Here is a 23,784-nt window from a genome sequence, read left to right as displayed (position 1 = left end):
TGTTGATAAGGTTATACGAAAAAGCAAGATATACACAAAGAAAACAATTCAATCATAGCAAAAGAAGTGTTATATTTCAACGCAAAGCCGGAATTTATCCACAAATTCAATAACTTGTGTATAAATATAATTAACACCACTACATATTGTTTATAAATTGTTTAAATTTCGACAGAACCTGTAGAAAACTAAAAAAAATTATTCACAGGTTGTCCGATAACGCAAAAACGGCTGTCCCCAATTTCATGGGGAGCAGCCGTTAGTTTTTTGCCCTAAATTGTGATTTATAGCGCTGATTCTGCATCAAATTTCCGCAAAAATGAAGTTATACACAGCCTGATTTCTGCTTATTGATGGACAATTTTACGCTGATACTCGGATATTGCCATATATTCTTTCTCCAAATTGCGAGAGATCCGGATATAGATCGGCAGGAGCTCCTGATACATCTTTACATGCTCTGGAATCGGGGTATGACGATGGGTTGGCCCTACCATAGTGGAGACAACCGACAAGGAGTCGACCTTGCCTAAAGCGTACAAACCAAGCACAACAGCGCCCAGACAAGAGCTTTCGAAGCTCTCCGGGACAATAACCTCCTGATCAAATATGTCCGCCATCATCTGACGCCAAATTGGCGATCGGGCGAATCCGCCCGTCGCATGAATGACTGAAGGCACCATTTGTTCCTTCATGGCAAGCAGTACGGTGTACATATTGAAAATAACGCCCTCCAGCACGGAGCGCACCATATGTTCCTTTTTATGATGAAGCGTAAGGCCGAAGAACGAGCCTCTGGCATCGGGATTCCACAGTGGAGCCCGCTCACCGGTCAAATAAGGATGGAAGAGCAGCCCGTCAGAGCCGGGCTGAACCCGTTCCGCAATCTTGGTCAGCACATCATAAGGGTTGATCCCCAGTCTCTTGGCAGTCTCAACCTCGGAAGCTGCAAATTCATCCTTGACCCACCGGAAGATCACTCCCCCGTTATTCACAGGCCCTCCGATAACCCAGTGTTTATCGGTAAGCGCATAACAAAAGATCCGCCCCTTCGGATCTGTGACAGGACGGTCTATGACGGTACGGATCGCTCCGCTGGTTCCGATGGTGGCCGCCAGAACTCCCGGTTCAATAGCGTTTACACCGAGATTGGACAGGACTCCGTCACTCGCCCCGATGACAAAAGGGGTTGATGGCAATAGCCCCATCACCCCCGCATATATGGGATCCAATCCTTCGAGCTTGTAAGTCGTCGGTACGAGCTGTGACAGCCGGTCTTTGGTGATCCCAGCCACACGCAGAGCCTCCTCGTCCCAATCCAGGTTCTGAAGATTCATTAGTCCCGTGGAGGAGGCGATGGAATGATCGACGACATATTGTTGGAACAGCTTGGCTGTCACATACTCCTTAATAGAAATAAACTTATCTGTACGGCCGAAAATCTGCGGATGGTCCTCCCGCAGCCAGATCAGCTTAGCAAGAGGGGACATCGGATGAACCGGTGTCCCTGTGCGCAGATATATTTCATGTCCGTTCATGTCCTTCTTAAGCTTGGCAGCCCAGGCTGCACTCCGGTTATCCGCCCAGGTTATGCAGGCCGTCAGCGGCTTGCCTTCCTGATCCACAGCAATGACGCTGTGCATGGCTGAGCTGAATGCGGCGAACATCACCTGCTCCGGCTGTACCCCGCTTGTCTCCATCACTTGCCGGACAGACTGCAGGACCGCAGCAAAAATTTGCTCGGGGTCCTGCTCAGCTACCGAAGAATCAGGAGTATAGAGCGGATATTCTTGGGTCGCTGAGGTAACGACCCGTCCATCTTCTTCAAATAACACGGCCTTTGTGCTTGTAGTTCCCATATCAATGCCAATCATGTAGTTCATATTATTCATGTTTGTACCTTCTTTCTATAATGCTGAGGATGCCTTTATACAAAAGCGCTCAGTATAAGAATGAGGACAAGCCCCATCACGGATAACAGTGTCTCCATCACAGTCCAGGATTTCAGAGTCTGTGGAACCGACATGTTGAAGAATTCCTTAACCATCCAGAAGCCGGCGTCATTGACGTGGGACAGGATGATGGAGCCCGCACCGGTTGCCAGAACTACCAGCTCCACATTGGCTCCTGGAGTCAGTGCAAGTACGGGAGCAACGATGCCTGCTGCCGTTGTCATCGCCACGGTGGCTGAACCAGTGGCCACACGAATCAGAGCTGCAACAAGCCAGGCGAACAAGATGACGTTAACATGTGCGCTTGTGGCTATGTCCGCAATAGCTGTGCCGACGCCGCTGTTAATTAACACCTGCTTAAATGCGCCGCCTGCCCCAATAATTAATATGATGGTCGCTGTAGGGGCCAGACATTCACTGGTGAATTTGCTGATGTCTTCCTTCGAGAATTTTCTGGCAAAGCCAAGTGAGAAGAAGGAGAACACCGCTGCAATCAGAAGCGCAATAATTTCATGGCCAATAAACTCGCAGAACCGGGTAAGCCCGCTTGTGGCCTTGGGATCAATAATATTTGCAACAGATCCAATGAGCATAAGGATGACCGGCAGCAGGATCGTGAACAGGGTGATGCCGAAGCCGGGTAGGCCGCGTTCACTTTTTAGGGCGAACTGTTCAGCCAATTTGGCTGGTGGCTCTACTTTAATGCGCTTACCAATATATTTACCGAACAGAGGACCTGCGAAGATGGCTACAGGGAGTCCGACTAGAATCGAGTATAGAATCGTTTTGCCCAGATCCGCATGGTAGGCTTCAATGGCAATCATCGGAGCTGGATGCGGGGGGACAAGACCATGAACGGTGGATAGACCGGCCAGAATCGGAATCCCAATTTGCAGCAAAGACATCTTTGTCTTCTTGGCCACGGTAAATACAATTGGGATCAGCAGAATCACACCGACCTCAAAAAATACCGGGATACCGACAATAAAACCAACAAACATCATCGCCCAGTGAACTCTCTTCTCACCGAACTTATTCACAAGGGTAGTGGCAATCTGTTCAGCCCCGCCCGATTCGGCCATCATTTTGCCCAGCATGGTCCCAAGAGCTATGACAATCGCAATGGTACCCAGCGTTCCGCCAAGACCACCGGTGATCGATTTAATGACTTCCTCCGGCTTCATGCCAGTAAGCAGACCAAGCATCAGAGCGGAGATAAGCAGGGTCACAAACGGGTTCCATTTGTACTTGGAAATCAGCACAATCAGGAAGACGATAGCGACCAGCGTCCAAACTAACAACGTTGCATTATGACTTAATCCAAAGATGCTGTTCATTGCAATGACTCCTCTGTTTGTAAATTTTTTTATTTCAAGGGTATGAACATAAGAGTGGAAAAGCTGTTCATCCACTTAAAAGCGCTTACAATAACTCTTTGTTTTGACTAGTATGGTTAAAATTAAGATAAATCACTCTTGGCGGTGTATACTTGTCGACAAGTTTGGTGGCAGCAAGTGCTGCTCATCAAAGTCTTATAGGAATGAACTAAATGAAGAACCAAAGACAAGAGGTTGTGTTAAGCCCTTAGTTCATTCCAAAGCCTTCTTATTTATAAAGAAGGAAAGCTGTGGTGAAGTGTATTTCTGGAATCGGAGAAATATTCACGAACCACCTCTTGAATACGCTTCGGGTCCTTGGATTCGAGTCCTTTTACCAGTAGACGGTGTTTATCAATGACAAACTGGACTTTGTCTTCACCTTTGGAGAACACTTCCTCTGTAGTAATCAGCATGACGGTCATGACGATATGGCGGATGCTCTTCCAGAGATGGAGAATCCGGGTGTGGTCGGCTTCCATCACCATCGATTCATGGAATGATAAATCCAAATAAGAAAAATCAACGACATCTTTATGCTTCGCAGCCAGTTCCATCTTATCAATGATCATCTTAAGGCTTGGGATCAGCGTGCCAAGCTTCATCACGGATACCCGCTGCTGAACGAAACTTTCAATCAGGTAACGAACATCATACAGCTCTTCCACATCTTTTAGGCTAAGCCCCAGAACTACGGCTCCCATTCGTTCCAGCCGGATTAGTCCCTCGCTGGCAAGAACCCGCATTGCTTCACGCACGGGCGAGCGGCTTGTGCCGAAATCGGCTGCAATCCGGTTCTCAGACAGAACCTCACCCACCTTGATGGTCCCCTTTATAATTTGTAACCTCAGCTCGCAAGCGATAGATTCACCAAGTGAAGCCCCTTGCAGCCATGATGAAGGATACTGCATCATTTGTAACTCTCCTATCAAGTTCGAGTAACGTTACATTAAACGTATATCCCGATCTTAACACAGGTGCATGAGCAGGTTCTATGGCACATAGCTGATCTGTAAAATCAACTCCTTGTTCATTTGGTATACTTGTATACAACTTGTAAGTGTATATTAACCCAACCAGCTATAACTGTAAACAGGAAATTGTAAGCGATAACAAAAAAGCGCAATATATTTTTTCACACTCTTCTTAAAAAAAGAGGGAGATAAGTTGAACTTAAGAAGAAGCAGGAGTGTGAAATGCTTCAAAAAGAGGGTGAAGCCGTCATGCAACGTCACGCCGCGCGAAGCGTCCGCCTGGGGGACCGGGCTTTTTCTTTATAAGTTTATTTTAAAAAAAATTATTCACATGTGTATAAGTCAAAATAGGGTTTCAAAGGCATTAAACATGTGGATAACTGCATTTATAAAAAATTATCCACTGAAATTTGAATTTAAGATACAGGTTAAGGGGTAGAGGATTGGTTGACTTTCAGCACATTTCATGGTTAAATGTATAAAGGCTTTTTCTGCGGTGATTTTAAAGTAAGAAGAAGACAGTAATCCTGTGAGGGGGTGCAATATATGAAACCGACTTTCAAACCGAATGTGAGCAAACGTAGTAAGGTTCACGGTTTCCGTAAGAGAATGAGCACAAAAAACGGCCGCAAGGTGTTGGCTGCTCGCCGTCTGAAAGGTAGAAAAGTACTTAGTGCGTAAATGATGCGCGTGAAGACCACTGCGGTGGTCTTTTTTTCATAAATGGCAGTAAAAAAGGTAGATCAATCGGATTTTCTTGAATATGATGCTGGTTTAGGGTCTACGGAGATGGTTCATAATACAAGCAATTAACGTACATCTCTTCGGTAAATTGGGTGTGCATTCAAGGAGATTATCGTGCATAAAAAACTGCGTTTGAGAAACCGGGCTGATTTTGGACGGGTATATCGTTATGGCAAGTCCTTTGCCAACCGCCAGCTGGTGGTATATTGGTCTGTTAAAAATGATGTGAAGCAGTTTCGGCTGGGCATTTCCGTCAGCAAAAAGATTGGCAATGCGGTAGTCCGCAACCGGATGAGGCGGCTGATCAAGGAGATTGTCAGGCTGCATAAGCTTGAGATCCGGGATCATGTTGACATTATTTTTATCGTAAGAAAAGCCGCGGTAACGATGGAGTACAAGGAGCTTGAGAAGAGTGTGCTTCATGCGCTCCGAAAAGCAGGCCTTGTAAGGGCTTCACGTGCTTGAGGGGCTTGTTTATTTGTCCTTTCAAATATGGTATGATTTAGGCTGATGGATTGGTTAAGAGAGGGGTTATGAAGTGTCGCGATTGAAGTCAAATAAAAGCAAGTGGCTGCTTATTGCATTGGCCATAGGATTGCTTGTTCTGTTAGCGGGCTGTGCGCCAAGTTCCACCGCCACACATACCACGGCGGATATGGCTAAGAGTGGTTCGTGGTGGACAAGGAATGTGGTTTATTATTTCTCGTATGCTTTGGATACGTTCGCCCAATGGTTCGGCGGCGAGTATGGACTGGCTATTCTGGTCATGGTGATTATTGTGCGGACGATTATTCTTCCGCTTACCCTTAAGCAAGTGAAGAGTTCGAAGGCGATGCAGGCGATTCAGCCGCAGCTGGCTAAGATCAAGGAACAGTATAAGGATAACCCTCAGCTTCAACAGCAGGAGACGATGAAGCTGTTCCAGGAGAATAAGGTAAATCCGATGGCTGGGTGTTTCCCTCTGCTTATTCAGATGCCGGTATTCATCGCGCTGTATAACTCGATTTTCTATAACTCCGCTATTCGGGAGCATCCGTTCTTATGGCTTCAGCTCGGTCAGCCGGATCACTTGTTCATCCTGCCGGCTCTAGCTGCGATCAGTACCTTTGTTCAAACCAAAATGATGTCCAATATGAACCCAGCGGGAATGCAGGGACCTATGCAGTTCATGATGTTTATCTATCCTGTTCTGATCTTCATCATGGCTTACAATTTCCCTTCCGCACTTCCTTTGTACTGGTTCTTCAGTAATATCTATACGATTATTCAGAACTACTTCCTCTACAAGAAGCCAGCTGGTGAAACAGCGGCTGTTGTTGCCGGTGGACCTAGCACAGGCGGCGGTAAATCGAAGAGAGGCGGATCGAATTTGAAGGCCGGAACTCCGGCAAGAGGCACCAACAAGGAGGCCAACAAGAAAAAATGAACAGAGTTGTGACGTCGGGAAAAACCATTGAAGATGCTGTAAAACAAGGATTGGCCAAGCTCGGCACCACCGAGAGTCAAGTCGCCGTGAAAGTGTTAGAGCAGCCGTCAAAAGGATTCCTGGGTCTGTTCGGAGTCAAGGAGGCCAAGGTAGAGCTTACTCTGCTGGCTGACAACGGATCAGAACCGCCTGAGATTGAATCTGCTCATGCAGAGATTGTAGAGCCGCCCGTTACAAGCAGCGATGAATTTCAGCATGAAGATAAAGATCCTTATCAAGAGGCGGCGTCATTTATTACTGAAGTGGGTGCAAGTATGGGCCTGCAGGTTGAAGTTGAGATAGTAAAGCGTAAAGACAGCGCAATACTCAACATCTCTGGCTCTGATCTAGGCCTGTTGATTGGCCGAAGAGGTCAGACACTGGATGCTTTGCAGTATTTGACCAACATTGTAGCCAACCGATACTCGCATAGTTTCATACGTCTGGTACTCGATGCGGAGAACTTCCGGGAGCGCCGGAAGAAGACACTCGAGGAGCTTGCCTTAAGGCTCGCGGGGCGAGTGGTTCGGACACAGAAGGAGGTCTCTTTGGAGCCGATGTCCCCTCAGGAGAGGAAGGTTATTCACTCCAAGCTGCAGGATCATCCCGATGTCAAAACTTACAGTAAAGGCGAGGAACCAAATCGCCGGGTTGTCATTACGGTAAGACAAAGTAAATGAATGTATGGGGAGTGACGTTTGCTTAGGCAATCGTCATTTCTTTTTATCTATATATGAAGAGGTGACTTATGGTTACGGATACGATTGCTGCCATTTCAACGGCAGTGGGAGAAGGCGGAATTGCGGTTATACGTGTGAGCGGTTCTGAATCCATTGCTGAGGTAGGCCGTCTGCTCCGTTCCAGAACACCACTGGTCGAAGCTGACAGCCATACCGTGCATTACGGGTTTATTATAGATCCGGATTCGGGAAATAAATTGGAAGAGGTTCTGGTTACAGTTATGAGGGCCCCACGTTCCTTCACCACGGAGGATGTAGTGGAGATCAGCACGCATGGCGGAGTGATCTCAGTTAAGCGGGTGATGGATCTGCTGCTCCGGCAGCCAGCTATTCGTCTCGCTGAACCGGGTGAGTTCACGAAGCGGGCTTTCTTGAACGGAAGGATTGACTTGTCCCAAGCGGAGGCCGTCATTGATTTGATCCGATCGAAGTCGGACCGCGCTTTCTCAGTGGCTCTAAAGCAGGTCGAGGGAGACCTATCCCGGAGAATTCAAGACATCCGTCAGACGCTTCTAGAGACGCTGGCTCATATTGAGGTGAACATTGATTATCCGGAGCATGACGTGGAGTCTCTAACTTCTGCTTTTATTAAAGATAAATGTTCTCTTGCTATACAGGAAATCGACAAGCTGCTTAAGCGGTCGAACGAAGGTAAAATTCTGCGCGAGGGGATTACAACTGCAATTGTTGGCCGTCCGAACGTGGGCAAATCATCGTTGATGAACGCACTTTCGCGGGAGAATAAAGCTATTGTTACGGATATCCCGGGCACAACGCGGGATGTCATTGAGGAGTTCGTTACGATTAACAATATCCCACTGAAGCTGCTCGATACCGCAGGGATTCGGGAGACGATGGATGTTGTAGAGCAGATTGGTGTGGAGCGCTCCAAAGCGGCGGTGAATGAAGCCGATCTGATCCTGCTTGTACTGAACGGGGCTGAGCCGTTGCATGAGGATGAGGTTAAGTTGATGGAGCAAATCCAAGACCGTCAGGTTATTGTTCTCATCAACAAGAGTGACCTTCCTCAGCAAATTGATCTTGAAACGGTCAGCCGTTATTTTCCGGAGATGAACCGGGTTAAACTGTCGGTACGGACAACGGAGGGGTTGGAGAAGCTGGAGGAGGCAATCACAGAGTTGTTCCTTGGGGGTCAGCTTGAATCCGGCGATCTGACGTATGTCAGCAATGTGCGGCATATTGCTCTGCTTCATAAAGCTGCAGCCTCGCTTAGGGATGCCTATGCGGCCGCAGATGCCGGAATACCTATTGATATTTATCAAATTGATGTACGGCTTGCGTGGGAACAGCTGGGTGAAGTGATTGGAGATTCTGCTCCAGATTCGCTGCTTGATCAAATTTTCTCACAATTTTGCTTGGGGAAATAAAAGGATTTATGCCGGTGTGCCGTTCAGAGGACCCGGATCATGATATGATGGTGAAGGATTGTAATGCAAGGTGAGCTAAAAAATTACCAATAGGCAAAAGTGTGAAATGATTCTGGAGAAGCGAAGCGTTCGCCTTTGTGACCGGGCTTCCACCTTATAAATTTAATTCAAGAAATCTGGGAGCAACAGCGATCGGATGACACGGTTGCTTTACTTGTAAATCAATAGATCAACTTTTCTATTCCATAAATCCAGGAACAATAGTTGATTTTAGGAGCATTTTACGTGCTGTACTTTTCTTGTCCATCATTAGTTCAGCCGTTGTAGGTAATAATGAGATAGATCAGCGTTTCTCGGATGCGGTGAAGATGGAAATCATAAGACGAGAGAAACGCTCTATATAAGGAGGCAAAATATAATGGGATACCCAGCGGGTGAATATGATGTAATCGTCGTGGGCGCGGGTCATGCCGGTGTGGAGGCTGCGCTTGCTGCGGCACGGATGGGCTGCAGTACACTAATGGTCACCATTAATCTGGATATGGTGGCATTCATGCCTTGTAACCCGTCCATTGGCGGCCCTGCTAAAGGCCATGTGGTTCGTGAGATTGACGCGCTTGGCGGCGAAATGGGCCGGAATATCGATAAGACCTTCATCCAAATGCGGATGTTGAACACAGGGAAAGGACCGGCTGTTCATGCTCTGCGGGCTCAGGCGGATAAGTTCCTGTATCAACATGCGATGAAGGAAACGATGGAGAAGGAAGAGAATCTAACTCTTCGCCAAGGTATGGTTGAGAAATTAATTATTGAAGACGGAAACTGTGTCGGCGTTATTACGAAGACTGGAGCAGAGTACCGCGGGAAAGCGGTGGTGTTAACCACCGGTACGTATCTTCGCGGCAAAATTATAATGGGTGAACTGATGTACGAAAGCGGCCCTAATAATCAGCAGCCTTCTGTAGGACTGGCTCACCATTTGAAGGAAATTGGTTTTGAACTGGTTCGTTTTAAGACGGGCACACCGCCGCGTGTTCATAAAGATACGATTGATTTCTCCCAAACTGAAATTCAGCCAGGGGATGATAAGCCGAAGTTCTTCTCTTACGAAACCAAGGGTTCGAATAATGAACAGCTGCCATGCTGGTTGACTTATACTTCAATTGAAACCCACGAGATTATCAATGCGAATCTGCACAGAGCTCCGATGTTCTCCGGAGTTATTGAGGGAACTGGCCCAAGATATTGTCCTTCTATTGAGGACAAAATTGTGCGGTTCAGCGATAAGCCTAAGCATCAGATTTTTCTTGAGCCGGAAGGCAAGAATACTTCTGAGTACTATGTGCAAGGGCTATCCACCAGCATGCCGGAGGATGTTCAGCTGCAGATTCTTCGTTCGATTCCAGGCCTGCAAAATGTGGAGATGATGCGTACAGGTTATGCGATCGAGTACGATGCCATGGTGCCGACTCAGCTCTGGCCTTCGCTGGAGACCAAGCTTGTTCCCGGCCTGTTCACAGCCGGCCAGCTTAATGGGACTTCCGGTTATGAGGAAGCGGCTGGTCAAGGGATTATGGCAGGTATTAATGCCGCACGTAAAGTACAAGGCAAAGAGCCTGTTGTGCTTGACCGCTCTCAAGGTTATATTGGGGTGCTGATTGATGATCTGGTAACCAAAGGAACCAATGAACCTTACCGTCTGCTGACCTCCCGGGCGGAATACCGTCTGCTGCTCCGCCATGATAATGCCGATCTTCGTTTAACTCCAATCGGTTATGAGATTGGCCTGATCAAGCAGGAGCGATATGATCAATTCCTCACCAAAAAGATGAATGTGGAGGTAGAGATTGAGCGGCTCAAGAACACGAAGGTGAAACCGGTGGATGTGAATCCAATTCTGGAATCGATTGGGTCAGCGCCTATTCAGGATGGCAGTACACTGCTGAACATTTTACGTCGTCCTGAAGTTGGCTATGCTCATATTGAGCCTTTGTCTCCTTCTTCGGTAGAACTGGACGAAGAGACCAAAGAGCAGGTTGAAATTCAAGTGAAATACGCGGGATACATCGAAAAGCAATTGCTCCACGTGGAACGTTTGCAGAAGATGGAAAAGAAAAAAATACCGGAGAACATTAAGTATGAAGATATCCATGGCATCGCTATGGAAGCCCGTCAGAAGCTTGATCGGATCCGCCCGATCTCCATTGGGCAGGCATCCCGGATTTCGGGAGTTACCCCAGCCGATATTTCGATCCTGCTTGTCTATCTTGAACACTATAACCGGGTAACCGCAGCAGGGGGATAAGGAATGGATTCTGTTCAGACGGGATTTATAGAATTACTTCAAAATCAAGGTATGGAATTAAGCGAGCATCAGTTGAACCAGTTTGAGATTTATTTCAAGGAACTGGTGGCATGGAATGAAAAAATGAATCTAACCGGGATTACGGAGCGTAATCAGGTTTATCTGAAGCATTTTTATGATTCATTGAGTCTTAGCTTCTATATGGAGATGGGTAAGATAAGCAACCTCATCGATGTAGGTTCTGGGGCGGGTTTTCCAGGCATACCGCTAAAAATCGCTTTTCCTCATTTACGGTTAACGATTGTTGATTCATTAAATAAACGTATTGGCTTTCTTAAACATGTAGTGGATGCTTTGCAGTTGGAGCAGGTTAAGTTAATTCATGGCAGAGCAGAGGACGTGGCCAAACTGGCAGAGCATAGAGACTCTTATGATTTGGCCACGGCGCGCGCTGTTGCACGAATGGCTGTACTGAATGAGTTCTGTCTACCTTTTGTGAAACCCGGTGGGACTTTTACCGCCATGAAGGGCAATGATCCAGAAGAAGAGCTAAAGGAAGCTGCTTTTAGTTTGAAAGAGCTTAAAGGTTCAGTAGTTAAAAACTTCAAGTTTTCACTTCCAGTTGAGCAGTCAGAACGGCATATAATCTTGATTAAAAAGACGGCGGCTACTCCAAAAAAATATCCGCGAAAAGCGGGAACACCATTAAAATCACCTCTAATTTAGGGGTGATTTTTTGGTATATTTTGTGTTCCACGTGAAACAAATACTTGAGGAAGTAAAGTAAATTCCACTTTTCAAAATGTTCTGGAGTCGCCACTTCATTAAAGGGTGGAAAAGAGCAGTTTGGTTTCATGTAAAGTGATGATACATAACGTGTTTACAAAACCTACATTTATCAGAAATCTGGTATGATTCTATAGAAACTGGTAAGATAGAGAATAGGATTATAGAGGAAAAAGTGATAGAATAGATTATATGTATAGCTAACGAATTTCCTTCTGAAATGGGATGGATATCCCGCATGACCTGAGGTAACTTAAGGACCTTATAGGATGCCATTAAACTCATTCCCATGGAATGAAGATCATAAGGCAAGAGAGCCTTATGCTACTTTGAAATTAGGTGGTAATCTACGGAATGAAAGAACAATTTTCTAAATTGTTTGGGTTGACCGAACGAAATCATGGGGAAGAAGTGAAGCAGCTTCCGGTGGACAATATTGTCAGTGGGCCTTATCAGCCAAGGACAATCTTTGATGATGAACGGATTGATGAGTTGTGTCAGACCATCAAGACTCATGGCGTCATTCAACCCATTGTGGTTCGTCTCCGGAATGAGAAATATGAGATTATTGCAGGTGAGCGTCGATGGCGTGCGGTTAGAAAGCTCGGTATCGAGACGATTCCTGCCATTATCCGGGACTTCAATGATTCTCAAGCGGCCTCGATTGCATTGATCGAGAACCTTCAGCGTGAGAATCTGACCTCAATTGAGGAAGCGATTGCTTATCAGAACCTCATTGATCTTCATCAACTAACCCAGGAAAGTCTGGCCCAGAGACTTGGAAAGAGCCAGTCTACCATCGCAAACAAGATACGTCTTCTTCAGCTGCCGGAAGTCGTGAAGAATGCTTTAATGGAGCGTAAAATTACAGAACGTCATGCAAGAGCCTTGCTCTCCCTGGAGACCGAGGAATTGCAGCTGAAAATTCTGGAAGAGATTATTGCCAAAGACCTAAATGTCAAACAGACGGAGGCAAGAATCGCTTTCTACAAAGAAGTAGCTAAAAACAAAAAATCAAAGCGTATTTCTTTCACTAAAGATGTCCGTCTGGCCTTAAATACGATTCGTCAATCCATTGATATGGTATCGGGATCCGGCTTGCAGATTAAGACGGCTGAAACAGATCATGAAGATCATTATGAAATCGTAATCAAAATTCCCAAACGCTAAAACGGGCAAATTTGCGCTAGAAGGCGGCGGCAGAGCCGCTTTTTCTGTCTTTTTGTAGCTGCTTCTTGGTGTTGACTGGCATAGTTGTACAGATATGATAGGCTTAACCGAGATGCTTGGGGAAGAGTACTAGGGTGTTCTGGTTGAATAAGGCAGGGACATTACACTTTAGGTCAGCTATGCTGATACAGGGTGAATTGTCTGATAGTGATGAACAGTGACTGGCAGGGAGTAAGTGATCCTTTGGAACGTAAGTGCTTGCTTTGGTAAGTAGATTTCTATTGTATGACTAGCCATGAAATCATGGAGCCGAGGCACAACGATGAAAGGAACATTTTATTCACGAAAAGGACTGGTCCTGAAATTTCACTATTGAGATTTTCTGTATTAATCAATCCCCTTATTTCAGCAGTTTAACTTAGCTTAAATCGTTCTTCCAGCTTCCGCACAGCCTGTATTCTGTATGGATCTACAAGAAGATTTTTAAATAATATTGAGGTGAACAGGTTGTCTAAAATCATTGCCATTGCCAACCAAAAAGGCGGTGTAGGAAAAACAACAACATCGGTCAATTTGGGAGCCGGGCTGGCTACGTTGGGGAAGAAAGTTTTACTTGTGGATATAGACCCTCAAGGAAATACGACCAGCGGTATTGGTATAAATAAAGCGGACGTTGCCAATTGCATATATGATGTTTTAATTAACGAGGTTCATCCTAAAGAAGCCATCACTTCAACGCAAATTGAAGGGTTAGATATGATTCCGGCAACCATTCAGCTTGCGGGTGCTGAGATTGAACTTGTTCCCACCATTTCGCGTGAGGTGAGACTGAAGAAGTCGCTGCAGATGGTGAAGAGCCAATACGATTATATTATTATCGATTGTCCTCCTTCGCTTGGTATCCTTACGATTAACTCACTGACAGCTGCCGATTCGGTGCTGATCCCGATTCAATGTGAGTATTATGCTCTAGAGGGACTCAGCCAACTGCTTAATACGGTACGTCTTGTTCAGAAGCATCTGAATACCTCGTTGCAGATCGAAGGTGTGCTTCTTACCATGTTTGATGCAAGAACAAATCTTGGTATTCAGGTTATTGAAGAAGTGAAAAAGTATTTTCAGCAGAAGGTATATAAAACTGTTATACCCAGAAATGTCAGACTTAGTGAAGCGCCTTCGCACGGTCAGTCAATTATTACGTACGACCCTCGCTCCAAAGGGGCAGAAGTGTATCTAGAATTGGCAAAGGAAGTGATTTCTTATGAGTAAGCGCCTGGGAAAAGGTCTTGATGCGTTGATTCCATCGCTTACTGTGAGTGAGGACGATAAGGTGGTTGAAATCCCCCTTAATCAACTTCGGGCGAATCCATACCAGCCACGTAAAACTTTTGATGAGGAAGCCATTCGTGATCTTGCGGAATCGATTCGTCAGCATGGTGTTATTCAACCTATTATTGTACGAAGTGTTCTCAAGGGGTATGAGATTATTGCCGGGGAGCGCCGCTTTAGAGCTTCTCAATATTGCGGCAACACAACCGTGCCTGCTGTAGTGAGAAATTTTACCGATCAACAGGTTATGGAAATTGCTTTGATTGAGAACCTTCAGCGTGAGAATTTAAATGCCATGGAAATTGCGGTCGCTTATCAGGGGCTAATGGATCAGTTTGATCTCACACAGGAGGAGTTATCTTTAAAGGTAGGAAAGTCGCGTTCTCATATTGCCAACTTCCTTCGTTTGCTAGCCCTACCTGAAGAGGTGAAGGATTATGTTTCACGTGGAACATTATCTATGGGGCATGCAAGAGCCATAGTTGGATTGAAGGATGCGACTATGATTAAACAGCTTGCTAAGCAATGTATTGAGAATGAGTGGAGTGTTAGAGAACTTGAGGATGCGGTTCAGCAATTAGATCGTAAGAAGCTGGATGCAGCAAAAGTGAAAGTTGCAACTAAGAAACGGGACCCTTATATTGAAGAAGTAGAAGAAAGTTTGCGGGAACGTTTCAAGACAACGGTCAAAATCAAGTCATCTAAGGACAAAGGAAAAATCGAAATTAACTATTTCAGCCAACAGGATCTACAGCGATTACTTGACATGCTTCAATGATGGATTGACATATCTCTCCTTGTAGTCAGGGGCAGGGGTATGTCTTTCTTGATCTTAAAGTCAAAGATTGAAGTGAGCAGAGGGGGAGGGTGAGGAGGAAATGATTTACCTGGATCATGCAGCTACCTCATGGCCCAAACCGGCAGGTGTTATTCAAGCTGTTCAGGAAGTTCTTACCAGCGGCACAACCAATCCTGGACGTGGTACCCATGGGATGGCAATACAGGCGGGCCGGGTTCTGATGCGGACGCGAAGCCGTATAGCACAGCTGTTTAATGTTAAGAATTCAGCAGATATTGCATTTACTTCCAATACTACCAGTGCCCTGAATCTAGCGATCAAAGGGCTGTTAAGGCCAGGAGATCATGTGATAGCTACAATGGTGGAGCATAATTCTGTCCGTAGGCCGTTGGAGTTTCTAAAGAGGGCATACGGGGTTAAGGTTGATTATATAGCTGCGGATCAAGAAGGACAGATTGATCTGGTGGGGTTCGAACGTAGTTTTATGTCCAATAATACAAGGCTGGTTGTCTGCAGCCATAGCTCCAATCTGTTGGGAAGTATTACTCCTGTTAAGGAAATCTCTAAGTTGGCTCATAAGAATGGGGCTTTACTGCTGGTCGATGCTGCCCAGACCGCTGGTGCGTATCCCATCGATGTGGGGGACATGGGCATTGATCTATTGGCTTTCCCCGGGCATAAGGCACTTCTGGGGCCTCAGGGAACCGGTGGGCTCTATATTAGCCCGGAAATTGATTTGGTTCCCCATCTGCATGGTGGGACCGGAAGCCAGTCGGAAGAGCTGGAGCAGCCTTCAGTCCGGCCGGACCGATATGAAGCGGGGACACCTAACACCCCTGGAATAGCCGGCTTGGGAGAAGGGGTTGGTGAAGTATTGTCTGTGGGCGTGGATAACATCCATAAGCATGAGTGGATGCTGACTCAGCTGATCATGAAGGGATTGGCTGAGATTCCTGGAATACACATACTTGGTCCTGCATTGGGCAAGCCAAGAACGGGTATTGTATCTTTTAACGTGGAGAATATGGATGCAGCAGAGGTTGCATTCAAGTTAGACCGCAATTATCAAATTGCTGTGAGGGCTGGTTTTCATTGTACTCCGCTTGGACATGAGACAGCGGGTACACTTCAGAGCGGGGCTGTGAGAGCGAGCGCCGGATATAACACAACGGTAGAGGAAGTTCAGGCGTTGATCACGGCCATGCAGGAGATATATAAGTCATAGATTACTATAGAGGGGTAGAGCCAGGCATGTGGGAGTGGAATAAACTAGTCAGCGAGCAATTGGGATTAATCATCGTAGGTACCGCACTGTTGTTTATCTTATTTCTCATCTGGAATATCGTACAGGGCAGCAAGCTGAAGAAGATGCGCCGGAAATATGAAGTAATGATGGCTGGTGCGGGCGTTGAGAACCTGGAGACTTTATTGATTGATCTTAAAGTGCAGATGGATCAAATTGAGGATGAGCAGGGGGAACAGCAGCGGCAACTGCAGTCCATCCACAAGCTCCTCCCGAAGCAAAAAGCAAAAATAGGCATTAAGCGTTATAATGCCTTTGAAGAACGTGGCAACGAGCTAAGCTTTTCTGTCGCTTTTGTTGATAATCAGCTGGATGGGGTAGTACTTACCGGGATTTACAGCCGGGAGGGCTCCTATGTATACGCCAAGCCCGTAGTTAATGGAGATTCGCCTTATTCATTATCTCCTGAGGAAAAGGACGCCATTCGTCTCGCCGGGCAAGAGGCTTAAAGCTTCGATTCCATTCTTTAATGGCGGCGAACAGGCTGGTCGCAATGATGTCGGATAGACGCATGACCAGACTTAATCTGGTGTTCTGCAGCACAAAATATTCCATAAAGCCGCCGACATTGACGATGCCTGTAAGATGGATATCGCCAACCGGCGGCAGTTCTTTATTTACCCCGGCACCAGGACGCAGAGGGCCCTGCACTACCTGGATGCATCCCACACTGGAAGATTGGCCAAGACAAGCGTCTATTCCTATGACAAAAGGGTTCTCGTGAACCTGCTGAATATGAAGAAGGGTATCTTGAAGATTCATGGCATGTACGGGTTCCTCGAGTGTTCCGTATAAATGATAGCTGCCGCTTTGAAGTTTGGATAAGGCTGTGCCTACCAGAGGGCCTAGACAGTCCCCTGTAGAGCGGTCAGTGCCAATACATACGATTACGATATCTTGCCTGGAAGAGAGCTTGGTGAAATGGAGAAGAAGCCGGTGGATAATAGCCGAATGTATGCCAGGCTCAGTGTGGGGTATTTTTAAATAAGGTGTCTCTTGAGCAGCATGAGTTGGATCTGTAGGGGACATAGTATCTTCCTTTCCATTCAATATAAGAAGAACAAACTTCTGAATAGCCTATGGACTCTAACTTGTATAGTAGTCAGTATATGAATGTATGAAAGATTTTATACTCGCAGGGTATTTTGAAGTTTGGAAGCAAAGGGGTATTCTGATGATGGATAACTGGCTGGTTATGGCTTTTGACTCCACACAGCAGGCGCTGCGGGCGGAAATGCTGCTGGAATATGCGGAGATTGAGATCGACCTGTTTCCCACGCCGAAGGAGATTACAGCCGGCTGTGCACTGTCTATTCAATTTGACAGAGTGGATCTGCCAAGGGTTCAGCGGATTGTCCTGGAAGAAACCGTGGAGATCCGGGGGATATATTCGAAAGATGGCAGAGGTTATGTTAACATTGATATAAATATAGACTAAAGCCGCCATAGAGGACGTAAAGAAAGGCGGAGGTTGGAAGCAGGAGGGAGAGCCATGTACTTTCCATTGAACAATTCGGATGGCGCAGCAGATCAAGCGTTTAAGGGTGTAATGACTTTAAAGGACAAGATTTGGAACTGGTTCACGGATGTAGATATGTGGGAAAAGCTTATGTTTTCCTGCTTAAGAATAATTCTTATCATGGTAATAACGCGGTTATTTATCCGCATTGTCTTTAAGTTTATTGACCACTCCTTGGAGCGGCATGAAGAAAGCCGGATTAACTTGAATCCGCGGCGCTTTGTCACCGTAGGAGCCCTGCTGAAAAATATCATAACTATCACTAGTAATTTTATTATGATCATGCTCCTGCTTCAGGAATTCGGCGTGAATCTGGCTCCGCTGCTGGCTGGAGCGGGCGTTATCGGCTTGGCCGTTGGATTTGGAGCCCAGAGTCTCGTGAAAGATGTCATTACTGGTTTTTTTATCATCTTGGAGGATCAATTTGCTGTGGGTGACGTGATTCAGACGGGAACGCTTAAGGGGACGGTGGAAATTATCGGACTTCGGACCACACGTCTGGTCAGCTGGACGGGAGAGGTGCACATTATTCCTAATGGTATGATCACGAATGTGACCAACTATTCCTTGAATAACGCGCTGGCTGTAGTAGATATCCCCTTCAGCAATCAGAAGAAGCTGGATGATTCCCTTGCGGTTCTGCGCAAATCCATGCAGGAGCTTAAGGATAGCTCCGAGGCTATGGTGAGTGTGCCCAATGTGTTAGGTATTCAGTCGATCACATCAAGTGAGTATGTGGTGCGGATTATCGCGGAGACGCTGCCTGGTAACCGTGCTGATCTGGAGCGTCAAATCCAGACCTACGCCAAGGAAGCGTTGGAAGAGGTTGAAGCAAGGCAGTTGTCTGAGGCCAACGGCGGATAAATCTATAGGTGTAAAGGAGTTGTATCGATTTGGAGCGCAAAGTATTTCAGCTTGGCGATATCGTACAGATGAAAAAAAATCATCCTTGCGGCAGCAATGAAATGGAGATCATCCGCATGGGAATGGATATCCGGATTAAGTGTGTCGGATGCAAGCACAGCGTGCTGATCCCGCGCGCCAAATTCGAGAAGAACATGAAGAAGGTTCTTCGGTCTGCCGAGGCTGAAATGGGTGCAGACGCAAGTCCCAACGACCTTACTTAGGGGCTGAATCCTGAAACACAGGGACCTGGCATGGTTGACGGCCGTCATGAAGCACCCACCTTGTGCTCGGAGCTTCGCAAGGTGCACAATCAGCCAACTAAGAATGTTGCAAAATAACATAGTTTATGCTACAATGTTATTTGCTGCGGAAAGGTACCCAAGAGGCCCAAGGGGGCTGACTCGAAATCAGCTAGGCGTCGCAAGGCGTGCGTGGGTTCGAATCCCACTCTTTCCGCCACTATATATGAACATGAACGCCTCCGTCGATGACGGGGGTTTTTTAGTGCTTATTTATAGAATTTGAACTAACTAAATAAGGATAAGGGAATTAGGCAAAAAGGGAAATGATTCCGAAAAAGCGTAGTGTTTGCTTTTGTGAACGAAAAAGAACATTTCACCCGGAGTCTTCATCCGTGCAGCAAGTTGTTCAACTTATATAAGTTGAAGCCATCTAAGGAAAAAGGCCCCCGAATGGGGACCTCTTTATGGTTGACGGCGTACGAATGGAATTCTTCTCTCACACAAATGCAGGATACGATCCTTCACAGATAATCAAAGCTTACATCCGGCCATCTTCACAGAGGTCAGATATTTCTTCACATTATGCTGAACACTGGTTGTGAATAAGACTCCTGAACAGATGATTCGCTGAAACGGTCCAACGGAACCACACCTCTCTTGTACGCCGTCTGAATATAGAATGTGCAGAAGCTGAGTGGAATATACGAATTGCTTCTGAAAAAGGTAACCGGTTGCTTTAGTGAACTCTGGCTTTCTCGGCCTTCTTCCACTTTCTGTTCTTGTTCGTCGTATCCGGGAACGTGTCTCCACGCTCCAGCTTAATGCGTTTCGGATTTTGAATTTGAGTATGGAAGCTCCGCGCTTCGCCTACCTCGGTATAAACGCCGGGGTTCGGGGCTTTATCCCCTGGTTCGTATTCGGTCTGCTCACCCATATCAGATTAAGCTCCTTTCCTTAAGTTATAAAGAGTACGGATTTATTGTGCACGATTATGGGGAAGTTGATGTGAAGCGAACGGGAGAGCGGTAAGGTAGTTCATGGGATGACTGCTTCCTGGCTCCGGGAGAAGATAGGAAATAACATCACGATGATCTGCGTATGGAAAATGGTGAAAGGCTGCGATGAGCCTAATTAGACTTGCATCGGATGTTCGGATTTGTTATATTATTATGGTGCGAGTTTAGGCTCGCTCCTTGCTCCCAAGCCTTGCATTGGGGGCCGTGAGTCCAAGAGGAGGTGAAAGATATGCGCAAATACGAAGTGATGTACATTATTCGTCCTGATCTTGAACAAGAAGCGGTTCAAGCTGTAGTCGAAAAATTCCAAGGCATCATCCAAAACGGCGGGGAAATTACAAAACATGATGTTTTAGGTAAACGCCGGCTTGCGTATGAGATCAACAAGGTTCGTGATGGAGTTTATGTTCTTGTAAACTTTACTGCGACTCCAGATGTGGTAAACGAGTTGGAACGTATTCTGAAGATTTCCGACGAAGTTATCCGTTATCTCATTACCAAAGACGTTGCTTAAGACCTGTTTGTAAATTATTCGCTCAGAGGAGGAGACCAGATTGTTAAACCGTGTCATTCTCATCGGAAGACTAACCCGTGATCCGGAATTGCGTTATACGCCATCAGGCGTGGCGGTCACCCAGTTTACGATTGCCGTAGACAGACCTTTCACATCCCAAGGCGGAGAACGCGAAGCGGACTTTATACCGGTCGTTACGTGGAGACAGCTGGCTGAGACTTGTGCCAACTACCTGCGTAAAGGTCGTTTGACCGCAGTAGAAGGACGCATTCAAGTACGGAATTACGATAATAACGAAGGTAAACGTGTATACGTGACCGAAGTCATCGCCGATAATGTCCGTTTCTTGGAGTCGAACCGAGAAGGTGGCGGCGGGCAACGGGAAGAAGCTCCATTCGGAGGCGGCAGCGGTGGTAACCGCAGCGGCAGCAGCTCCCGCAGCAATCAGGATCCATTCTCCGATGACGGTAAGCCGATTGATATTTCGGATGACGATTTGCCATTTTAATATTGGAAAGGACTGAAACAGCATGGCTTTTAAACCAAGAGAAGGCGGAGACAACGACAAGAGACCGGCTCGCCGCGGCGGCCGTAACAAACGTCGTAAAGTGTGCTTCTTCACTGTGAACAAAATTACTCACATTGACTATAAAGACACTGAACTGTTGAAGAAATTCATCAGCGAACGCGGTAAAATTTTGCCACGCCGTGTAACTGGCACTAGCGCAAAATACCAACGTTTGTTGACAATTGCTATCAAACGTTCCCGTCAAATCGCATTGTTGCCTTATACGACGGAGTAATAAAGTTAACAGAGCAGCCGAGAAATCGGCTGCTTTTTTGTTTTAAGCAGGATTTATAAATATGCACAAATCTAGGAATTTATACAATCTTATGCATTGAAAATGGAAGTTTTGGAGGCTCCTTTTCTTAAAGAAAAATGAAAATAAGAGGGTGCTACTGAGGGACCTTCCAGGCAAATCGTAGATTGAAAAGTTTTTTCTATACATGACATTAAAAAAAAATTAAAAACAAAACATAAAATTAGTTGGAATTTTGGTAAATTTAATGTATATTATTTACTAATAATGAAACATAGCATTAATAATTCAGATGTTTGTTCGGAAATGTAATAGGGAGACATTAACATTAAATTGACCCGTGGTTAACAAAATTGGTTTTAGGGGACCGCAGCAAGAAATTGTCTTTGAGAATATAATTCCGAGTAAACCCATGTATATTGTGCTTTTTTTATTAGGATATATTGATCAACAATATATTAGAAGTTAATTAAACAGCTTCTCAGATTCTGAACCATGAGGGGGGTCAAAGCCCACGTAGCATGTGAAATGAACTAAAGACTGGTGAAGTCAGCCATGCTGGAGGTGTAGTTGAAGCAGCAATAGCATGTTGTATCTTTAGTTCAATTCATATCGTAGACAGAATTAGGAAAGACGTGAGGTTAGCTTCGACCCGGAGGGCGCTTTACAGCAGTACAATTTTAAAAATGGGAGGAACACGTTAATGGTAAAAACAAAAAAATGGGTTGCCCTATTAGCGACGCTTACACTTGTTGGCGCTCTGTTCGTAGGTTGCAGCAACTCCAACAAATCCGCTGAAGGTGGATCTACTAAAGCGCCTACAGGCTCCGAAACAAATGCCAATAAGTCTACCGATAAACCGGTAGATGGTGGAACACTGACATTCAGCAGCTTCTCTGATATCGTATCGATCAACCCGATCTATATCGATAACACGGCTTCTGCAGATGCAGCCAAGTTCGTGATGGCTAACCTGTATGATCTTGACCGTAAGGGTAACCTTGCTGCTGAACCTTGGTCTCTTGCAGCTGAGCTGCCAAAAGTATCCGAAGACGGCAAAACTTATGAGATCAAGCTGAAGAAAGAAGCTAAATGGAGTGACGGCCAACCGGTTACAGCGGATGACGTTATCTTCACAATTGACACGTTCCGTAACCCTAAAGCAGGTTCTCCGGGTATCGGGCAATTTGACAAAGTGGATAAGCTTGAGAAAATTGACGATCAAACCGTTAAAATTACTTTGAAGCAAGTATTTGCACCGTTCCAATACAGCTTGTTCAACCAGTTGATTCCTTATCACGTGTTGAAGGATGTTAAACCGGAAGAACTGAAGAACAATGCATATGGTAAGGACCCTGCCAAGACTGTAACTAACGGTACTTGGAAATGGACCGAGTGGAAACAAAAGCAGTATCTTACATTTGAGAAAGATCCTAACTACTGGGGTCAACAACCTCACATTGACAAAGTCGTCTACAAAATCTATGCGGACCAAAACACTGAGGTTCAAGCTCTGATTAAAGGCGATGTGGACATGGTCCAAGCGATTCCTGTAACCCAAGTGGAAGCTGTTAAGAAGAAACAAGGCCTGACTGTTCTTCTTGCTCCAGGACCTCAATATGAGTATGTTGCATTCAACTTCAAGCCTGAGAACTTCCCGGACAAATTCGTTCCATTCACTGGCGTGAAGACAAGACAAGCGATTGCTACAGCACTTAACCGCGAAGGTATGATCAACAACATCCTGAAAGGAACTGGTACTAAGCTGAATGCTCCGTTCCTTCCAAATACTTGGGCTGATCCAGGCTCAGCTGTAACTGAGTACAAGTATGACCCAGAAGCAGCTAAGAAGCTTCTTGCTGAAGACGGTTGGGTTGCAGGCTCTGATGGTATCTTGGCTAAAGACGGCCACCGTTTTTCCTTCGAGCTTCAATACAATGCGGGTAACAGCCGCCGTCAACAAGTGGCTACCGTTATCCAACAGAACCTGAAAGAAGTAGGTATCGAGGTTAAACCTAAAGCGATTGACTTCTCTTCCTGGGCTGATAACAACCTGACACCAGGTAAGTTCCCTGCAGTTCTGTTGTCTTGGTCTCTGAACAACCCGGATCCAGATGGAGAGCAAACCTTCTCCTCCAAATACTTCCCACCAAATGGTCAAAACATGGGATGGTATAAAAACGAGAAGCTCGATAAGCTGTGGGTAGATGGATATTCCACAGTTGATCAAGCTCAGCGTAAGAAAATTTATGAAGAAGTGGGTAAGGAAATTTCCACTGACCTGCCATATGTATTCTTGTACCAATATGGACAACCGCAAGGTTTAGGCTCACGTGTAAAATTTGCTGAAGCCGATGCACCTGAAGCATCACTTCCATATGGAGCTTTCTTCCATATTCAAAACTGGTGGGTAACTCAATAATTACACGACTACT

The 23,784-nt window shown here is 45.9% G+C and carries 24 protein-coding genes and 1 tRNA gene; 20 read left to right on the top strand and 5 right to left on the bottom strand.

All coding sequences use genetic code 11. The features are described from left to right. Window positions 1-347 precede the first annotated feature (347 nt). The 3 genes from gntK to KJS63_RS13305 form a co-directional block, all read right to left on the bottom strand. The gene (gntK, locus tag KJS63_RS13315) at window positions 348-1,892 is read right to left on the bottom strand and encodes a gluconokinase (RefSeq protein WP_213619549.1); all 1,545 of its coding nucleotides are present in this window, start codon (window positions 1,890-1,892) and stop codon (window positions 348-350) included. 35 nt (window positions 1,893-1,927) lie between these two features. Next, window positions 1,928-3,289, bottom strand: a complete 1,362-nt coding sequence (locus tag KJS63_RS13310) for a GntP family permease (protein ID WP_213619548.1) — start codon at window positions 3,287-3,289, stop codon at window positions 1,928-1,930. Window positions 3,290-3,561: 272 nt separating this feature from the next. Then, window positions 3,562-4,239, bottom strand: a complete 678-nt coding sequence (locus KJS63_RS13305; RefSeq protein ID WP_213619606.1) for a GntR family transcriptional regulator — start codon at window positions 4,237-4,239, stop codon at window positions 3,562-3,564. 609 nt (window positions 4,240-4,848) lie between these two features. Here KJS63_RS13305 and rpmH point away from each other — a divergent pair. The 12 genes from rpmH (at window position 4,849) to KJS63_RS13245 (ending at window position 16,780) form a co-directional block, all read left to right on the top strand. Next, complete coding sequence (gene rpmH, locus KJS63_RS13300) at window positions 4,849-4,983, top strand: 50S ribosomal protein L34 (protein ID WP_068621644.1); 135 nt, start codon at window positions 4,849-4,851, stop codon at window positions 4,981-4,983. Between the two features lie 177 nt (window positions 4,984-5,160). Continuing rightward, window positions 5,161-5,511 carry a ribonuclease P protein component gene (rnpA, locus tag KJS63_RS13295; RefSeq protein WP_213619547.1) on the top strand — a complete coding sequence of 117 codons (351 nt, stop codon included), beginning with the start codon at window positions 5,161-5,163 and terminating at the stop codon, window positions 5,509-5,511. Between the two features lie 73 nt (window positions 5,512-5,584). Next, a complete protein-coding gene (locus tag KJS63_RS13290; protein WP_213619546.1) occupies window positions 5,585-6,472 on the top strand; it encodes a YidC/Oxa1 family membrane protein insertase in 888 nt (295 codons plus the stop codon). Beyond that, a complete protein-coding gene (jag, locus tag KJS63_RS13285; RefSeq protein WP_068621640.1) occupies window positions 6,469-7,191 on the top strand; it encodes an RNA-binding cell elongation regulator Jag/EloR in 723 nt (240 codons plus the stop codon). The genes KJS63_RS13290 and jag overlap by 4 nt, the downstream gene beginning before the upstream one ends. A 68-nt stretch (window positions 7,192-7,259) precedes the next feature. Then, a complete protein-coding gene (gene mnmE, locus KJS63_RS13280) occupies window positions 7,260-8,639 on the top strand; it encodes a tRNA uridine-5-carboxymethylaminomethyl(34) synthesis GTPase MnmE (RefSeq protein WP_213619545.1) in 1,380 nt (459 codons plus the stop codon). Window positions 8,640-9,057: 418 nt separating this feature from the next. Next, window positions 9,058-10,944, top strand: a complete 1,887-nt coding sequence (gene mnmG / locus KJS63_RS13275) for a tRNA uridine-5-carboxymethylaminomethyl(34) synthesis enzyme MnmG (RefSeq protein ID WP_068621635.1) — start codon at window positions 9,058-9,060, stop codon at window positions 10,942-10,944. A 3-nt stretch (window positions 10,945-10,947) separates the two neighbouring features. After that, the gene (gene rsmG / locus KJS63_RS13270) at window positions 10,948-11,670 is read left to right on the top strand and encodes a 16S rRNA (guanine(527)-N(7))-methyltransferase RsmG (RefSeq protein WP_213619544.1); all 723 of its coding nucleotides are present in this window, start codon (window positions 10,948-10,950) and stop codon (window positions 11,668-11,670) included. A gap of 414 nt (window positions 11,671-12,084) precedes the next feature. Continuing rightward, the gene (gene noc / locus KJS63_RS13265; RefSeq protein ID WP_068621631.1) at window positions 12,085-12,900 is read left to right on the top strand and encodes a nucleoid occlusion protein; all 816 of its coding nucleotides are present in this window, start codon (window positions 12,085-12,087) and stop codon (window positions 12,898-12,900) included. A gap of 507 nt (window positions 12,901-13,407) precedes the next feature. Next, on the top strand, window positions 13,408-14,169 hold the full coding sequence (locus KJS63_RS13260) for a ParA family protein (protein WP_068621629.1): 762 nt from the start codon (window positions 13,408-13,410) through the stop codon (window positions 14,167-14,169). Beyond that, entirely contained in the window at window positions 14,162-15,007 is an 846-nt protein-coding gene (locus tag KJS63_RS13255; protein ID WP_068621627.1) for a ParB/RepB/Spo0J family partition protein, read from the top strand. The genes KJS63_RS13260 and KJS63_RS13255 overlap by 8 nt, the downstream gene beginning before the upstream one ends. Before the next feature lie 100 nt (window positions 15,008-15,107). Then, the gene (locus tag KJS63_RS13250; protein WP_213619543.1) at window positions 15,108-16,253 is read left to right on the top strand and encodes an aminotransferase class V-fold PLP-dependent enzyme; all 1,146 of its coding nucleotides are present in this window, start codon (window positions 15,108-15,110) and stop codon (window positions 16,251-16,253) included. Window positions 16,254-16,279: 26 nt separating this feature from the next. Beyond that, window positions 16,280-16,780 carry a DUF4446 family protein gene (locus KJS63_RS13245; RefSeq protein ID WP_213619542.1) on the top strand — a complete coding sequence of 167 codons (501 nt, stop codon included), beginning with the start codon at window positions 16,280-16,282 and terminating at the stop codon, window positions 16,778-16,780. On the opposite strand, the gene yyaC is transcribed toward KJS63_RS13245, so the two are convergent. Next, complete coding sequence (yyaC, locus tag KJS63_RS13240) at window positions 16,707-17,360, bottom strand: spore protease YyaC (RefSeq protein WP_068621622.1); 654 nt, start codon at window positions 17,358-17,360, stop codon at window positions 16,707-16,709. The genes KJS63_RS13245 and yyaC overlap by 74 nt on opposite strands. Before the next feature lie 148 nt (window positions 17,361-17,508). Between yyaC and KJS63_RS13235 the strand changes: the two genes are divergently transcribed. The 4 genes from KJS63_RS13235 (at window position 17,509) to KJS63_RS13220 (ending at window position 19,215) form a co-directional block, all read left to right on the top strand. Next, on the top strand, window positions 17,509-17,769 hold the full coding sequence (locus tag KJS63_RS13235; RefSeq protein WP_068622655.1) for a putative Se/S carrier protein: 261 nt from the start codon (window positions 17,509-17,511) through the stop codon (window positions 17,767-17,769). Between the two features lie 54 nt (window positions 17,770-17,823). Continuing rightward, on the top strand, window positions 17,824-18,714 hold the full coding sequence (locus KJS63_RS13230; protein WP_213619541.1) for a mechanosensitive ion channel family protein: 891 nt from the start codon (window positions 17,824-17,826) through the stop codon (window positions 18,712-18,714). A 29-nt stretch (window positions 18,715-18,743) separates the two neighbouring features. Continuing rightward, window positions 18,744-18,977, top strand: a complete 234-nt coding sequence (locus tag KJS63_RS13225) for a DUF951 domain-containing protein (RefSeq protein WP_068621619.1) — start codon at window positions 18,744-18,746, stop codon at window positions 18,975-18,977. Between the two features lie 147 nt (window positions 18,978-19,124). Beyond that, a tRNA-Ser gene (locus KJS63_RS13220) sits at window positions 19,125-19,215 on the top strand. A 519-nt stretch (window positions 19,216-19,734) separates the two neighbouring features. Here the strand turns inward: KJS63_RS13220 and KJS63_RS13215 are convergent. Then, on the bottom strand, window positions 19,735-19,932 hold the full coding sequence (locus tag KJS63_RS13215) for a YjzC family protein (protein WP_213619540.1): 198 nt from the start codon (window positions 19,930-19,932) through the stop codon (window positions 19,735-19,737). A gap of 311 nt (window positions 19,933-20,243) precedes the next feature. Between KJS63_RS13215 and rpsF the strand changes: the two genes are divergently transcribed. From rpsF to KJS63_RS13195, 4 genes are all read left to right on the top strand, one after another. Next, the gene (gene rpsF, locus KJS63_RS13210) at window positions 20,244-20,528 is read left to right on the top strand and encodes a 30S ribosomal protein S6 (protein ID WP_068621615.1); all 285 of its coding nucleotides are present in this window, start codon (window positions 20,244-20,246) and stop codon (window positions 20,526-20,528) included. A 40-nt stretch (window positions 20,529-20,568) separates the two neighbouring features. Continuing rightward, on the top strand, window positions 20,569-21,036 hold the full coding sequence (gene ssb / locus KJS63_RS13205; protein ID WP_068621613.1) for a single-stranded DNA-binding protein: 468 nt from the start codon (window positions 20,569-20,571) through the stop codon (window positions 21,034-21,036). A 22-nt stretch (window positions 21,037-21,058) separates the two neighbouring features. Further along, window positions 21,059-21,331 carry a 30S ribosomal protein S18 gene (rpsR, locus tag KJS63_RS13200; protein WP_082927055.1) on the top strand — a complete coding sequence of 91 codons (273 nt, stop codon included), beginning with the start codon at window positions 21,059-21,061 and terminating at the stop codon, window positions 21,329-21,331. A 721-nt stretch (window positions 21,332-22,052) separates the two neighbouring features. Then, complete coding sequence (locus tag KJS63_RS13195) at window positions 22,053-23,771, top strand: ABC transporter substrate-binding protein (RefSeq protein WP_213619539.1); 1,719 nt, start codon at window positions 22,053-22,055, stop codon at window positions 23,769-23,771. Window positions 23,772-23,784: the final 13 nt, after the last annotated feature.

Source organism: Paenibacillus sp. J22TS3, assembly GCF_018403205.1.
Taxonomy (GTDB): domain Bacteria; phylum Bacillota; class Bacilli; order Paenibacillales; family Paenibacillaceae; genus Fontibacillus; species Fontibacillus tuaregi.
This window is presented reverse-complemented; position numbering and strand designations above follow the sequence as displayed.

Coding starts and splice junctions, on each gene's coding strand:
- KJS63_RS13245 (WP_213619542.1), top strand. CDS start 16,280: ATGTGGGAGTGGAATAAACTAGTCAGCGAGCAATTGGGATTAATCATC.
- rpmH (WP_068621644.1), top strand. CDS start 4,849: ATGAAACCGACTTTCAAACCGAATGTGAGCAAACGTAGTAAGGTTCAC.
- KJS63_RS13305 (WP_213619606.1), bottom strand. CDS start 4,239: ATGCAGTATCCTTCATCATGGCTGCAAGGGGCTTCACTTGGTGAATCT.
- KJS63_RS13310 (WP_213619548.1), bottom strand. CDS start 3,289: ATGAACAGCATCTTTGGATTAAGTCATAATGCAACGTTGTTAGTTTGG.
- KJS63_RS13235 (WP_068622655.1), top strand. CDS start 17,509: ATGGATAACTGGCTGGTTATGGCTTTTGACTCCACACAGCAGGCGCTG.
- yyaC (WP_068621622.1), bottom strand. CDS start 17,360: ATGTCCCCTACAGATCCAACTCATGCTGCTCAAGAGACACCTTATTTA.
- KJS63_RS13255 (WP_068621627.1), top strand. CDS start 14,162: ATGAGTAAGCGCCTGGGAAAAGGTCTTGATGCGTTGATTCCATCGCTT.
- KJS63_RS13215 (WP_213619540.1), bottom strand. CDS start 19,932: ATGGGTGAGCAGACCGAATACGAACCAGGGGATAAAGCCCCGAACCCC.
- mnmG (WP_068621635.1), top strand. CDS start 9,058: ATGGGATACCCAGCGGGTGAATATGATGTAATCGTCGTGGGCGCGGGT.
- rpsF (WP_068621615.1), top strand. CDS start 20,244: ATGCGCAAATACGAAGTGATGTACATTATTCGTCCTGATCTTGAACAA.
- KJS63_RS13195 (WP_213619539.1), top strand. CDS start 22,053: ATGGTAAAAACAAAAAAATGGGTTGCCCTATTAGCGACGCTTACACTT.
- KJS63_RS13230 (WP_213619541.1), top strand. CDS start 17,824: ATGTACTTTCCATTGAACAATTCGGATGGCGCAGCAGATCAAGCGTTT.
- mnmE (WP_213619545.1), top strand. CDS start 7,260: ATGGTTACGGATACGATTGCTGCCATTTCAACGGCAGTGGGAGAAGGC.
- rsmG (WP_213619544.1), top strand. CDS start 10,948: ATGGATTCTGTTCAGACGGGATTTATAGAATTACTTCAAAATCAAGGT.
- gntK (WP_213619549.1), bottom strand. CDS start 1,892: ATGAATAATATGAACTACATGATTGGCATTGATATGGGAACTACAAGC.
- rpsR (WP_082927055.1), top strand. CDS start 21,059: ATGGCTTTTAAACCAAGAGAAGGCGGAGACAACGACAAGAGACCGGCT.
- noc (WP_068621631.1), top strand. CDS start 12,085: ATGAAAGAACAATTTTCTAAATTGTTTGGGTTGACCGAACGAAATCAT.
- jag (WP_068621640.1), top strand. CDS start 6,469: ATGAACAGAGTTGTGACGTCGGGAAAAACCATTGAAGATGCTGTAAAA.
- KJS63_RS13250 (WP_213619543.1), top strand. CDS start 15,108: ATGATTTACCTGGATCATGCAGCTACCTCATGGCCCAAACCGGCAGGT.